Source organism: Rheinheimera hassiensis, from assembly GCF_022436675.1.
GTDB classification, from domain to species: Bacteria; Pseudomonadota; Gammaproteobacteria; order Enterobacterales; family Alteromonadaceae; genus Alishewanella; species Alishewanella hassiensis.
Genome location: NZ_JAKUJZ010000008.1, coordinates 41,582 through 53,993, shown reverse-complemented (window position 1 = coordinate 53,993; position 12,412 = coordinate 41,582). Strand labels below are relative to the sequence as shown.

Annotated in this window: 12 protein-coding genes; 5 read left to right on the top strand and 7 right to left on the bottom strand. The window is 50.5% G+C overall.

Annotated elements, in window-relative coordinates; translation table 11 throughout:
- Positions 1 to 100: 100 nt before the first annotated feature.
- On the bottom strand, positions 101 to 427 hold the full coding sequence (locus MJX74_RS17400; RefSeq protein ID WP_240224294.1) for a nuclear transport factor 2-like protein: 327 nt from the start codon (positions 425 to 427) through the stop codon (positions 101 to 103).
- Between the two features lie 93 nt (positions 428 to 520).
- Between MJX74_RS17400 and MJX74_RS17395 the strand changes: the two genes are divergently transcribed.
- Positions 521 to 862: a winged helix-turn-helix transcriptional regulator gene (locus MJX74_RS17395; protein WP_240224293.1), complete on the top strand. Its 342-nt coding sequence runs from the start codon at positions 521 to 523 to the stop codon at positions 860 to 862.
- Between the two features lie 126 nt (positions 863 to 988).
- On the opposite strand, the gene MJX74_RS17390 is transcribed toward MJX74_RS17395, so the two are convergent.
- The 5 genes from MJX74_RS17390 to priA are packed head-to-tail and all read right to left on the bottom strand — an operon-like array spanning position 989 to position 6,135.
- A complete protein-coding gene (locus MJX74_RS17390) occupies positions 989 to 1,393 on the bottom strand; it encodes a gamma-butyrobetaine hydroxylase family protein (RefSeq protein ID WP_240224292.1) in 405 nt (134 codons plus the stop codon).
- A 2-nt stretch (positions 1,394 to 1,395) separates the two neighbouring features.
- The gene (hslU, locus tag MJX74_RS17385) at positions 1,396 to 2,730 is read right to left on the bottom strand and encodes an HslU--HslV peptidase ATPase subunit (protein ID WP_240224291.1); all 1,335 of its coding nucleotides are present in this window, start codon (positions 2,728 to 2,730) and stop codon (positions 1,396 to 1,398) included.
- An 11-nt stretch (positions 2,731 to 2,741) separates the two neighbouring features.
- The gene (gene hslV, locus MJX74_RS17380) at positions 2,742 to 3,260 is read right to left on the bottom strand and encodes an ATP-dependent protease subunit HslV (protein WP_068232917.1); all 519 of its coding nucleotides are present in this window, start codon (positions 3,258 to 3,260) and stop codon (positions 2,742 to 2,744) included.
- A 58-nt stretch (positions 3,261 to 3,318) separates the two neighbouring features.
- Positions 3,319 to 3,900, bottom strand: coding sequence for an SPOR domain-containing protein (locus MJX74_RS17375; RefSeq protein ID WP_240224290.1), 582 nt, complete (start codon positions 3,898 to 3,900; stop codon positions 3,319 to 3,321).
- 60 nt (positions 3,901 to 3,960) lie between these two features.
- Positions 3,961 to 6,135: a primosomal protein N' gene (gene priA, locus MJX74_RS17370; protein WP_240224289.1), complete on the bottom strand. Its 2,175-nt coding sequence runs from the start codon at positions 6,133 to 6,135 to the stop codon at positions 3,961 to 3,963.
- A 205-nt stretch (positions 6,136 to 6,340) separates the two neighbouring features.
- Between priA and rpmE the strand changes: the two genes are divergently transcribed.
- Positions 6,341 to 6,553: a 50S ribosomal protein L31 gene (gene rpmE, locus MJX74_RS17365; protein WP_027670299.1), complete on the top strand. Its 213-nt coding sequence runs from the start codon at positions 6,341 to 6,343 to the stop codon at positions 6,551 to 6,553.
- Positions 6,554 to 6,859: 306 nt separating this feature from the next.
- Positions 6,860 to 8,101, top strand: coding sequence for a malic enzyme-like NAD(P)-binding protein (locus MJX74_RS17360; RefSeq protein ID WP_240224288.1), 1,242 nt, complete (start codon positions 6,860 to 6,862; stop codon positions 8,099 to 8,101).
- Between the two features lie 86 nt (positions 8,102 to 8,187).
- Here the strand turns inward: MJX74_RS17360 and metJ are convergent, their stop codons facing one another.
- Positions 8,188 to 8,523, bottom strand: coding sequence for a met regulon transcriptional regulator MetJ (gene metJ / locus MJX74_RS17355; RefSeq protein ID WP_027670223.1), 336 nt, complete (start codon positions 8,521 to 8,523; stop codon positions 8,188 to 8,190).
- A gap of 181 nt (positions 8,524 to 8,704) precedes the next feature.
- Between metJ and metB the strand changes: the two genes are divergently transcribed.
- Positions 8,705 to 9,979: a cystathionine gamma-synthase gene (gene metB / locus MJX74_RS17350; RefSeq protein WP_240224287.1), complete on the top strand. Its 1,275-nt coding sequence runs from the start codon at positions 8,705 to 8,707 to the stop codon at positions 9,977 to 9,979.
- Between the two features lie 22 nt (positions 9,980 to 10,001).
- Entirely contained in the window at positions 10,002 to 12,401 is a 2,400-nt protein-coding gene (metL, locus tag MJX74_RS17345) for a bifunctional aspartate kinase/homoserine dehydrogenase II (protein WP_240224286.1), read from the top strand.
- Positions 12,402 to 12,412 lie beyond the last annotated feature (11 nt).

The following is a 12,412-nucleotide window of genomic DNA, read 5'->3' as shown; positions in this document are numbered from 1 at the left end:
ACGGGTTTTTTATAATGTTAGTTGTAACAGCATGAATGCTGTTCTGCACCGGAAAACAATTCGCTGGCGGTTGCTATTTTCCGCTGAGAATTCGTAACCATCAGGAAATCTCCAGCGATTGGATCTTGTCGCCGTTAAGGACAAAGACATAGCTCAGCTGTATTGGGCTGCCAGGGAAATTGCCACTGACTTCTGCAACCACGATTTCTTGCTGTTCCTTCGATGTAACGCTGATGGGCTTGGCGCTGAACTGATACTTTTGCCGGGTTTGCTGCAGCCAGGAATCAATAGCCGCCTGGCCCTGATAAGTGCCACCTTCATCAAGTACAACGGCCTCGGGCGTGAAACAATCCTGTACCCGGACCGAGCCTGTGCCGTTGCCGATGGCAAAATAATTATTGATGGATTTAGCTACCTGAATATTCATTTAAATTTCTCCTGCTGCACTGTTGCTGAGCAGGAAGTTTCTGCTTAGGCTTACCAATAATCAAGAACGCACGAAAAAGTAAGTGACATACCTATGAGAAAGATTTATACGCCTGCTAGCGCTGCGGCTGAAACGCTTGAAGCAATTAAATTTCTGGAAGGGCGCTGGAAGCTGGTGATCCTGTTTCATTTGTTCGACGGAAAAGTGCAGCGTTATTCTGATTTTGAGAAACTTATTCCTGATATTTCGCAAAAGATGCTGGCTCAGCAGCTGAGAAAGCTTGAAGCCGATGGCATTGTGCAGCGCAAGGTATACCCGCAGGTGCCACCTAAGGTTGAGTACCGGTTGACTGCCTGGGGGCAGGCATTATGCCCTGCTTTGGACGCGCTGTTAAACTGGGCAGAGCAGAAAGAGAGCATTGAAGTATCAGCTTAACAGCTTGTAGGAGTATATAAGTAAACTTAGCTCTACTGGCCGTGTTCGCAGCCAACTTGCTGTTTAGCAGCCTTATGTCGCATTTGCTTTTGTTTCTGATAGCGGTAAGTGGGAATGCTAATCTGGCTAATAACGCACATTAACGGCAATTAAACCGTCGCGGTTGGCGTTGGCCTGATCCAGTTGTGCCAGATACTGTTGCCATAGCTCGGTTTGCTGCTCACCGAGCTGTTTAAGATATTGCCAGCTGTAGATGCCGCTGTCGTGGCCATCGTCAAACACCAGCTTTACCGCATAATGGCCAACCGGCTGCAGCTTGCTGATGTTAACCAATTTTTTATTACTTACCAGCTTGGGCTTGCCGTGGCCACGTACTTCAGCCGATGGCGAGAACACGCGCAAAAACTCTGCACTAAAACCCGCCACAGTGCTATCGCTGAACGTGATGTTCAGTGTCCGGCTTTGGCGGTGGTAGTGCAGGCGGCTAACCTGCAGCTGAGTAGTTTGTGCGCTGTGCTCTGTGTTGGCCATCGTTACAGAATAAACCGGCTTAAGTCGTCGTCTTTTACCAGGGCGCCCAGATGCTTTTCAACATAAGCGGCGTCAACCTCAATATGTTCACCGGCGTGGTCGGCAGCGTCATAGGAGATCTCTTCCAGCAGCCGCTCCATTACGGTGTACAGGCGGCGGGCACCGATGTTTTCAGTGGTTTCGTTTACCTGCCATGCCGCTGCAGCCAGGCTTTTAATACCTTCAGCATCAAAACTCAGCTTAACGCCTTCGGTGGCCAGCATCGCAATAGACTGCTCGGTCAGTGAGGCTTTAGGCTCTGTTAGTATGCGCTCAAAATCAGCAGCACTTAAGGCTTCCAGTTCTACCCGGATCGGCAGGCGGCCTTGTAATTCCGGCACTAAATCTGATGGTTTGCTCATCTGAAATGCGCCTGAGGCAATAAACAGAATATGGTCGGTTTTTACCATGCCGTGTTTGGTATTGACGGTACAGCCTTCAATAAGCGGCAGTAAATCGCGTTGTACGCCTTCGCGCGAAACGTCTGGCCCGCTGGTTTCACCGCGCTTACATATCTTGTCAATTTCATCAAGAAATACTATGCCGTTTTGCTCTACAGCTTCCAGCGCCTGTGCCTTTAGCTCTTCCGGGTTCACCAGTTTGGCGGCTTCTTCTTCGATCAGTTGTTTAAAAGCATCTTTGATTTTCAGTTTACGCTTTTTCTTTTTCTCACTGCCCAGGCTTTGAAACATGCTTTGCAGTTGCGAAGTCATTTCTTCCATACCTGGCGGTGCCATAATTTCAACACCGATAGGGCCTTGCGATAGTTCCAGTTCAATTTCTTTATCGTCTAACTGGCCTTCGCGCAGTTTTTTGCGAAATACCTGGCGGGTATTGCTGTCTGCTGCAGGTTTGTTATCGGCATCGCTCCAGCTGTCGCGGGCCGGTGGCAGCAGTACATCTAAAATACGCTCTTCAGCGGCTTCTTCAGCACGAAAGCGGTTTTTCTCAATCGCCTGCTCGCGGAACATTTTTACCGCACTGTCGGCCAGATCGCGGATAATGCTTTCTACCTCTTTGCCAACATAGCCTACTTCAGTAAATTTGGTGGCTTCTACTTTAATAAAGGGGGCATTGGCCAGTTTGGCCAGACGGCGGGCAATTTCAGTTTTACCTACACCAGTGGGGCCTATCATCAGAATGTTTTTCGGCGTAACTTCCTGGCGCAGTGCCGGTTCCAGCTGCATACGGCGCCAGCGGTTACGCAGGGCTATAGCTACTGCGCGTTTGGCTTTATTCTGGCCGATAATGTGGCGGTCCAGTTCGTGCACAATTTCTCTTGGGGTCATATCAGACATAAAATACCTGCTTATAATTCTTCAATGGTCTGGTGGTGATTGGTGTAAACACAGATATCACCGGCAATAGTCAGACTTTTCTCAACAATATCGCGCGCACTTAACTGGGTATTTTGTAGCAGCGCAGTAGCTGCCGCTTGCGCATACGGGCCGCCGCTGCCAATGGCGATAAGGTCATGCTCGGGCTGCACTACGTCACCGTTACCGGTAATAATCAGTGAGGTATTGGCATCGGCTACAGCAAGCAGTGCTTCAAGCTTGCGCAGCATGCGATCAGTGCGCCAGTCTTTGGCCAGTTCAACCGCGGCGCGCATTAAATGGCCCTGATGCACTTCAAGTTTGGCTTCAAAGCGTTCAAATAAGGTAAAGGCATCGGCTGTGCCGCCGGCAAAACCGGCAATAACTTTGTTGTTGTACAAACGGCGAACTTTGCGGGCGTTGCCCTTCATTACGGTGTTGCCAAGCGAAACCTGGCCGTCACCGCCGATGGCAACGTGGCCATCGCGGCGAACAGAAACAATAGTGGTCATGAATAAGCCCTGTGGCGTGATTAACTTAAGGCTTAAGTGTGGTTGCGCCGGGCGCTTTTCAAGTCCAGTTCCAGACGCGGCAGGTATTGATATTTTGCTGGCGCAAGCGGTTCATGTCTGAAGTGGCCTTGCGCTTAGATTCATAAGGGCCTAATACCACCCGAAACCAAACGCCATTAGTGCCTTCAGTTCGGCGCACGGTAGAGGCAAAACCAACAAAGGCGATCTGTGCTTTCATCGCTTCAGCCTGTTGCTCCTGGCGGAACGAGCCGCACTGCATCTGATAAGGGCCGTTAGATTTCTGCTGTACCGGCACCTCTACAATCACTTCTTTGTTTTCCAGTTCTTTAATGTACTGGTATGGCTCTTCAGTAGGTTTGGCCGGCAACTCATCTTTTTTTACAGCTTGCTGTTTTTTAGCCACCGGCGTTACCGGTGCAGCGGGTTGTTGATTTAAGTACCAGAGAAAATAAATAAAACCACTGACCAGTGTGAGGGTAACCAGAATTAACAACCAGGGTTTTTTTGGCGCGGCGGCTTTACTGTTAGCTCTGGCCGGACGGCGGCTGGCGGTTTTGGCTTTAGGCCGGCTGGCTTTGACGTAATCTTTTTGTGGCATAAGGTCAGGTAATTTGCTCAAACTTCGGGGGCTTGGCGCTATTCTACTAGGTTAAGCAGAAAAAGAAACAACAGTGCGGCTTCAGGTAAGATCGGTGGGGTCAACGTCCAGTTGCCATTTTACTTTGCGGCTTAATGGCCAGCTGTGCAGCTGTTGCAGCATATTATCCAGCGCACTGTGCAGCTGTGGCCTGCCTGTGCTGTACAACTGTAATTGCCAGCGGTATTTACCGGCCCGGCGCTCCAGCGGTGCTGGTATAGGCCCCAGTAGTTGTAAGCCGCTAAACTGACGGCTGTAGTCGGCCAGTTGCTGCAGCCACTGCTGGCAAAGATCAGACTGATGCGCCTCGGCACGAAACAGTGCCAGATGCTGAAAGGGCGGCAAACGGGTTTGCTCGCGCTCTTTCAGCGCACTGCGGGCAAAAGACGCATAACCGTTATTAATAATATCCTGCAGTAAAACATGTTCCGGGTAATGGGTTTGCAGCAGCACTTTACCGCCACTGCTGCCACGGCCTGCGCGGCCAGCTACTTGCGTAAGTAACTGCGCCAGTTGTTCGGGGGCACGAAAATCGCTGCTGTACAGCGCGCCGTCAACGTCAACAATCACCACCAGGCTGACGTTAGGAAAATGATGTCCCTTGGCCAGCATCTGGGTGCCGACAATCAGCCTGGCACCGCTTTGATGAATATCGTCCAGTGCCTGGTGCAGCGCGCCTTTGCGGCGTGTGCTGTCGCGGTCAAGCCGGGTAATGGCCACACCGGCAAACAGCTGCTGCAGGTTTTCTTCTAATTGTTCTGTGCCCTGGCCCAGCGGTTTTAGCTGGGTGCTGCCGCAACTGCCGCACTGGCGCGGCACAGCTTTGCTGGCGCCACAATGGTGGCACACTAGCTGGCGGCTTTGTTTATGGTAGGTAGTAAAAGCGCTGCAGCGATGGCACTCGGTTAGCCAGCCGCATTCCTGGCAGCTTAGTGCCGGGGCAAAGCCGCGCCGGTTTAAAAACAACATCACCTGCAGGCCTAAATCTAATTGTTTTTTTATCTGTGCCAGTGTTTGGCTGGCCAGGCCAAACTGCAATACCTGCTGTTTTAAATCGACCAGTTCAAACACCGGTAGGGCTTGGCCTGCTGCGCGGTCCGGCAGTGGTAAGTGAATAAAACGTTTATTCAGTGCGTTGTGCAGACTTTCCAGGCTGGGGGTAGCAGAGCCCAGCAGAATAGGGCAGTGCTGCAGCGCCGCGCGCTTAATGGCTAAATCGCGGGCGTGATAGCGAAAGCCGTCCTGCTGTTTTAATGATTGATCATGCTCTTCATCAATAATAATCAGCCCCAGGCGGAAAAAGGGTAAAAACAATGCTGAACGGGTGCCGATAATTATGGCCGCGGCGCCGGTGTTGGCCTGTAACCAGCAATGTAAGCGCTCGCTATCGCTAAGTGCAGAGTGCCAGCATAGCACCGGGACATCAAACCGCGCCTGAAACCGTGCCAGTGTCTGCGGCGTTAAGCCAATTTCCGGCACTATCACCAGCACCTGCTGTTGCTGATTAAGCAAACCGGCAATACTTTGCAGGTACACTTCAGTTTTCCCCGAGCCGGTAACACCTTCGAGCAATAAGCGTTCAAAGCGGCCGCAGGCCTGGTCAACTGCTGTAACCGCCAATGCCTGGGCGCTGGTAAGTTTAAGGCCTGTCGCGGGTTTTAGCGGTGCAGTAAAAGGCACCGGCGGCACTATAAGTTCCTCTGCCAGCTGTTTATCCTGTAACTGCTTTAAGGTGGCGCGGCTATGTTGCTGCAACAGCACTGACTCAGTTAATTGATGGCTTTGCAGCGCCTGCCACAGCGCACTTTGTTTGGCCGAGCGCTTTAATGCTGTACTACTTAGCTGCTGGCCTGCAGTGGTAAGGCGATAGGCTTTAGGTTGGTAGTCTGTTAAGTTACGGCCTTCGCGCAGCAAAGCGGGCAGGGCGCTGATTAACACTTCACCAAGCGGGTAATGGTAATATTCAGCCGCAAAGCTTAGCAACTGGCACAGTAACGGTGGCAGCACCGGCGTGGTGTCGAGCAGTTGCAGTACGGTTTTTAGTTTGCCAGCGTCAAAGCCATCGTCGGGTGCAAGTTGCCAGATAATGCCTACCAACTGGCGGTTTCCAAAAGGCACAAGTACACGACAGCCAATCTGACAGGGTTGATCAGAGGCAATAAGGTAGTCAAAGTGTTGTCTTAGCGGCACCGGCAGAGCCACGCGTACTACAGTCACAACAGGGTCCTGTTAAAAAGCAGCCTTCAAGTGTAAGGACAGCCCGGTTAAATGCCAAGTAAAACAAAATTTATTGCACCGGTGCATAAGCTGTTGCAACTTTTGTGGCTATCTATTAAGCTACGCGCCCTTAATTAACTGTAATTACGTATGGTGTCTGGCAACAAATTTGACCAGATAGCGATACGGCCTAACGAGGTAACCCATGAAGCCAGGTATTCACCCAGAATATAAAGAGATTACTGCAACTTGTACTTGCGGTAATGCATTCAAAACTAAATCAGCACTGTGCAAAGACATCCACCTGGACGTTTGCTCAGCTTGCCACCCGTTTTATACCGGTAAGCAAAAAGTGTTAGACGTAGGCGGCCGTGTAGATCGCTTCAAAAAACGTTTCTCTGTACTGGGCAACCGTTAATCGGTTCTGTTACAGCAAAACAGAAAAAAGCACCTGCGGGTGCTTTTTTTGTGCCTGCAATTTGTGTCAGATGAGGAATTTATATTCAATATTGCTAAAAGAAATGTCGTTTGGCTGTCGTAATTGTTATAACAACTACGGGGTGCGACTAAAGTGGTATAGCCAGAGAAACCATTTTGCGCTGGTACGATCAGACTGATTAGGGTTCTCTTACCGCTGGCAGCTCTTTAGAATAAGCCTCCCTCAGACGTAACTGTATAACAATAACTTTACGCTAAGCCCTACAACAAACGGCAGGATAAACAGATGTCAGATTTCAGAGAACAAGCACTGCGTTACCACGCAGAACCCAAACCCGGCAAAATCAGTATTGAGATCAGCAAACCGGCCGAAACCGTTACTGATCTGGCTCTGGCCTACAGCCCCGGTGTGGCTGAGCCGGTACGCGAAATAGCCGCTGATATCGACAATGTGTACAAGTACACCGCCAAAGGCAATTTGGTGGCTGTAATAACTAATGGCACGGCTATTTTAGGCCTGGGTAATTTAGGGCCTATGGCCTCGAAGCCGGTAATGGAAGGTAAGGCACTGCTGTTTAAGCGTTTTGCTAACCTTGATTCGATTGATATTGAAGTAACACACCGCACCACAGAAGAGTTTATTAATACCGTCGCCAATATTGCCGACACCTTTGGCGGCATAAACCTTGAGGATATCAAAGCGCCGGAGTGCTTTGAAATTGAAAAAGAGCTGATTAAACGCTGTAAAATTCCGGTATTTCATGACGATCAGCACGGTACTGCTATTGTGACAGCTGCTGGCATGTTAAACGCACTGGAAATTCAGGGTAAAGATATAAAAAACGCGATTATTGTCTGTATGGGCGCCGGCGCAGCAGCTATTGCCTGTATGGAACTGCTGATTAAATGCGGTGCACAGCGCGAACATATTTATATGCTGGATACTAAAGGTGTTATTCACACCCGCCGTGATGACCTAAACCAGTACAAGCTGCTGTTTGCCAACAATACTGATAAACGCACATTAGAAGATGCATTAAACGGTGCTGATGTATTTGTCGGGGTATCTGGCCCGGACGTATTGCCGCCAGAGGCGTTGAAGCTGATGGCCGACAAGCCTGTTATTTTTGCCTGCTCGAATCCGGATCCGGAAATTAAGCCTGAGCTGGCCCATGCGATGCGCGACGATATTATTATGGCTACCGGCCGTTCAGATTATCCGAACCAGGTAAATAACGTGCTGTGTTTTCCGTTTATTTTCCGTGGTGCTTTAGATGTACGCGCCAGTGTTATTAACGATGAAATGAAGCTGGCGGCGGTAAATGCGATTCGGGCTATTGCGAAAGAGGCTGTGCCGCCGGAAGTGTTAACTGCCGCTAAGGTTGACCAGCTTAGTTTTGGTAAAACCTATATTATTCCCAAACCTATGGATCCGCGCCTGTTGCCGCGTGTCGCTCTGGCGGTTGCGCAAGCTGCGGTTGCATCTGGGGTGGCAAGGTTACCGTTGCCGGATCACTACTATAGTTAATTGCTATCGTTAACTGCCATAGCTAACCAGCGCAGTTAACATGCTGCAGAAATAAAACACCCGCCAACTGGCGGGTGTTTTATTTGTTATTCTTCGTCGCTGTCAGCTTCAATAATAACCGGGATGGGTTTGCCCATGCTGGTTAAGATCTGCCGTACTTCTGTTGGGATCTGGTGCGGGTTGTCTTTACGTAAATCTTCATCGGCTGGCAGTGGCTGGCCGGTAAATGCATGCAGAAACGCTTCGCATAATAATTCACTGTTGGTTGCATGTCGCAGGTTGTTTACCTGGCGGCGGGTGCGCTCATCTGTCAGCACTTTTAATACGTTCAGCGGAATAGATACGGTGATTTTTTTTACGAGTTCTGATTTTTTACCGTGTTCCGCGTACGGGTGAATATATTCCCCATTCCACTTAGCCATATGGTTACCTTGTATTAGTCATTATGTTGTATTGCTTTACGCAAGTGGCGAAATTCTATCTTGTTATGCCGCGCAGTCAAATAGTGTACAACAAATAATGATTATAGACGGCTAAATGGTTTGACATCTTTATTTCTATCATTATACTTTTAGACGTCTAAACATCTAAATGAGGTTTCCCATGTCAAAGCGCCACGCCGCGACTATCGCTGCCCGGGCCGGTATCGCTCAGGACTCTGCTCATGCAGCGGTTACACCACCGCTGTATTTAACCTCAACTTATGAATTAAAAGCTTTTAAACAACCCGGCCCGTACGATTATTCACGCTCGAATAACCCGACGCGGGATTTACTGGCCGAAACGCTGGCTGAGCTCGAAGGTGGGGTAAAAGCCATAGTGACCAGCACCGGCATGTCTGCCTGCTTGCTGGCACTGCAACTGCTGACTCCGGATGATACGCTGGTGATCCCGCATGACTGCTACGGCGGTAGTTACCGGTTGTTTGTTAACCTGGCACAGCGTAAGCGGGCTTTTAACCTGCTGGTGGTAAATTTTCAACAAACTGGCTGGGCAGAGCAAATCCGGGCTGTTAAACCGAAAATGATCTGGCTGGAAACGCCGTCTAACCCGTTATTGCAAATTACTGATGTGCGCGCAGTATGTGATTTAGCCAAAGTATTACAAGCACTGGTGGTGGTGGATAACACCTTTTTATCGCCGGTATTGCAGCAACCTCTGGCGCTGGGTGCCGATATTGTAGTGCATTCCACCACCAAATATATTAACGGTCACAGCGACATTGTCGGTGGTGTATTGATTGCAAAATCGCAGCAACTGGGTGATGAATTAAAGTGGTGGGCCAACTGCCTGGGTATTACCGGCGCCCCCTTCGACAGCTATATGACGCTGCGCGGTCTGCGTACATTGGAACCACGGTTGCGTTTGCAGCAGGATAATACTGCACGGGTAGTCGATTTTCTGGCAAAGCAGCCACTGGTGGCTAAAGTGTATTACCCTGGGCTGCCGCAGCATCCGGGTCACGCTATTGCTAAAGCTCAGCAAAGCGGCTTTGGTGCGATGTGCAGTTTTGATTTGGCCGCTGACGAAGCCTTACTGCCGGTGTTTTTCTCTGCCCTGCGTTTATTTACCCTAGCCCAGTCATTGGGGGGTATTGAAAGTCTGGTGTGCCATCCGGGAACGATGACGCATGCATCAATGGATGCCGCCGCACAGAGAACTGCCGGTATCGGCGCAACGTTAATCCGTCTGTCGGTAGGTATTGAAAACGTTGATGATTTACTGGCCGATCTACAACAGGCCTTTAACGCTGTGGCGCAACATAATCAGCAGAACCATCAGCAACAACTTAACCAGCAGACTGACAGGTTAAAGCAACAGAATGAACAGCAACAGCAGCAGTTCCGGCTTAACCCGGCACTCAGCGCTTTTTGGTAAGACATGCTTTTGGTAATACATAATGCAAATTGAAGTGAAACAGCAATTTAGTCCGGCAGCTCAGGTACATAAATTTGGCGGTAGCAGCTTAGCCAGTGCGCAGCGTTTTAGTGCTGTCGCCGATATTCTGCAGCTGCAAAATCTGCATCTGGCACTTTGGGTAGTGGTGTCTGCACCCGGCGATACTACCGATGCTTTACTGCATATTATTGCGTGTGCTGATGACACCGCAGCCCGCGATCAGGCTCTGGCCAGCTTGCAGCAACAGCTAAACCAATTGGTGGCCGAAACACTAGCCGCAGAGGCGGCCACAGTAGTGCAGACCCAATTGCAACACTGGTTAGCTGATGTACCGCAGGCACTGGCGCAGCAACGGGTAAATGATGTGCTGGCAATTGGTGAGCGCTTATCGGCTTTATTATTAAGTGAACTACTAAAGCAGCGCGGGCTTAATGCTACTGCGTTAGATGCCCGTGATTTTCTGCGTTTAAAGCAACATCAGCCAGATTGGACAGCGTCAGCAGAATTACTGGCTGAATATACACAGCCAGACTGTATTCATATTGTTACCGGTTATATCGCCCGTGACGACAAAAGCCGCAGCATTACACTGGGCCGCAATGGCAGCGATTATTCTGCCACTTTGTTAGGTGCGCTGGTGCAGGCCGGTGAAGTAACGATCTGGACTGATGTTAAAGCTATTTATAGCGCCGATCCGCGCAAAGTTGCCAGTGCCATACCTTATAAACAGGTGAGCTGGCAGCAGGCATGCCAGTTGGCACAGCTGGGTAACCCGGTGTTACATGCCCGCACTTTAGCCCCATTAACCGGCACCGACACCGTATTGCAGGTACGCAGCAGCTATGAGCCTGCACAAGATGGCTGTTGCGTGGCGCAGCCAGGCAATACACAGCCTGGCGCTGCGCAGCAGGGTTTTATTACTGAACTGAATGACGTGACCTTATTAACACTGCATCAGGACACGGCCGTTACTGCAGATAGGCTGGCGTTAGAGCTGCAGCAGCCGGTAATTGCACTGCCACAACAAGGCGACAACCTGTGCTGGTTGTTACCTGCAGCCTGCGCAGAGCTGGCACTGGCCTGGCTGGCAGAATTAAACGTACATGCAGTATGGGATACACAGCAATACTACGCCGTGGCATGGCTAAAAGCCGATCAGGCAGAGCAGGCTACACCGGCTGACCAACTGCTGCAGCAACATGCAGTATCGCATCGCTATGAAAATGCCCAGCAACTAATTTGGTTGTTGGCTGAGCCCTTGTCGTCTGCGGTATTACAGCAGTTGCATCAACAGTTAATTTTGCAAAAGCCAGTGTTACAACTGGTGGTGGCCGGTACTGGCAATGTTGGTGCTGAGTTTCTCTCTATGCTGGCAATGCAACAGCAACGCTTTGCCGCTAGGCTTGAACTGAATTTGGCCGCTGTACTGAACTCTCGCCGTGCCGTGCTGGCTGACAAGATACCGCCGACGGACTGGCAAACGGCACTGGCGGCGGGTGACAGTTGGCATGCAGAGCAATTAACTGCTTATTTGCAGGCCTTGCCGGCGCCTAAAGTGCTGGTAGATATTACCCCCAGTGGTGACTTTGCCCGTTTATACCCTGGGTTTATTGCTGCAGGTTGCGATATTATCAGCGCCAATAAACAGGGCGTAACCTTGCCAGGTGTTGAGTATCAGCAAATTAAACAGGCACTGGCACAGCATCAGCGACAATGGCTGAGCAACACCACCTGCGGCGCCGGTATACCGGTGCAGCGTACCTTGCAGGAATTAATAAGTGCCGGCGATCAAATAGCGCAGGTCAGCGGTATTTTCTCCGGCACCCTGTCGTGGTTGTTGTGTCAGTATGATGGCAGCAAACCGTTTTCAGATTTTGTGCTCGAAGCGCAGCAAGCCGGGTTAACCGAGCCGGACCCGCGCGATGATTTATCCGGTAAAGATGTACAGCGCAAGTTACTGGTACTGGCACGCGAGCTGGGTGTAACACTGGAGCTGGACGACATTAAATTGCAGCCCTTATTACCTGAGGGGCTGCAGCACGGCAACTGGCAGGATTTCTGGGCGAAGCGTGGTGTCCTTGATACAGAGCTTTCAGCAGTGTTTGCTAAGGCACAAGCTCAGGGCGAGGTGTTGCGTTATGTGGCTGTTTTATCGTTGGAGCCTGGCAAAGTGAGCGCCAGTGTGTCATTGCAACAGGTTAGTCAGCAACATGCACTGGCAGCGATAGCACCTTGCGATAACGTCTTTGTTATCCGCTCTGGCTGGTACAATGCTAACCCGCTGGTATTAAAAGGCCCGGGTGCTGGCAGGGTAGTCACTGCCGGTGGTTTGCATGCCGATCTGGCCGTGCTGAGTAATCAACTTATTGGCAGGGCCACTGCGCCGGCCTTACTGACGTAACAGAAAGGGAA

Bases quoted from the DNA above. Each gene is read 5' to 3' on its own strand.
- rpmE (WP_027670299.1), top strand. From the start codon at position 6,341: ATGAAGCCAGGTATTCACCCAGAATATAAAGAGATTACTGCAACTTGT.
- metB (WP_240224287.1), top strand. From the start codon at position 8,705: ATGTCAAAGCGCCACGCCGCGACTATCGCTGCCCGGGCCGGTATCGCT.
- MJX74_RS17390 (WP_240224292.1), bottom strand. From the start codon at position 1,393: ATGGCCAACACAGAGCACAGCGCACAAACTACTCAGCTGCAGGTTAGC.
- metL (WP_240224286.1), top strand. From the start codon at position 10,002: ATGCAAATTGAAGTGAAACAGCAATTTAGTCCGGCAGCTCAGGTACAT.
- hslU (WP_240224291.1), bottom strand. From the start codon at position 2,730: ATGTCTGATATGACCCCAAGAGAAATTGTGCACGAACTGGACCGCCAC.
- hslV (WP_068232917.1), bottom strand. From the start codon at position 3,260: ATGACCACTATTGTTTCTGTTCGCCGCGATGGCCACGTTGCCATCGGC.
- MJX74_RS17360 (WP_240224288.1), top strand. From the start codon at position 6,860: ATGTCAGATTTCAGAGAACAAGCACTGCGTTACCACGCAGAACCCAAA.
- MJX74_RS17400 (WP_240224294.1), bottom strand. From the start codon at position 427: ATGAATATTCAGGTAGCTAAATCCATCAATAATTATTTTGCCATCGGC.
- metJ (WP_027670223.1), bottom strand. From the start codon at position 8,523: ATGGCTAAGTGGAATGGGGAATATATTCACCCGTACGCGGAACACGGT.
- MJX74_RS17395 (WP_240224293.1), top strand. From the start codon at position 521: ATGAGAAAGATTTATACGCCTGCTAGCGCTGCGGCTGAAACGCTTGAA.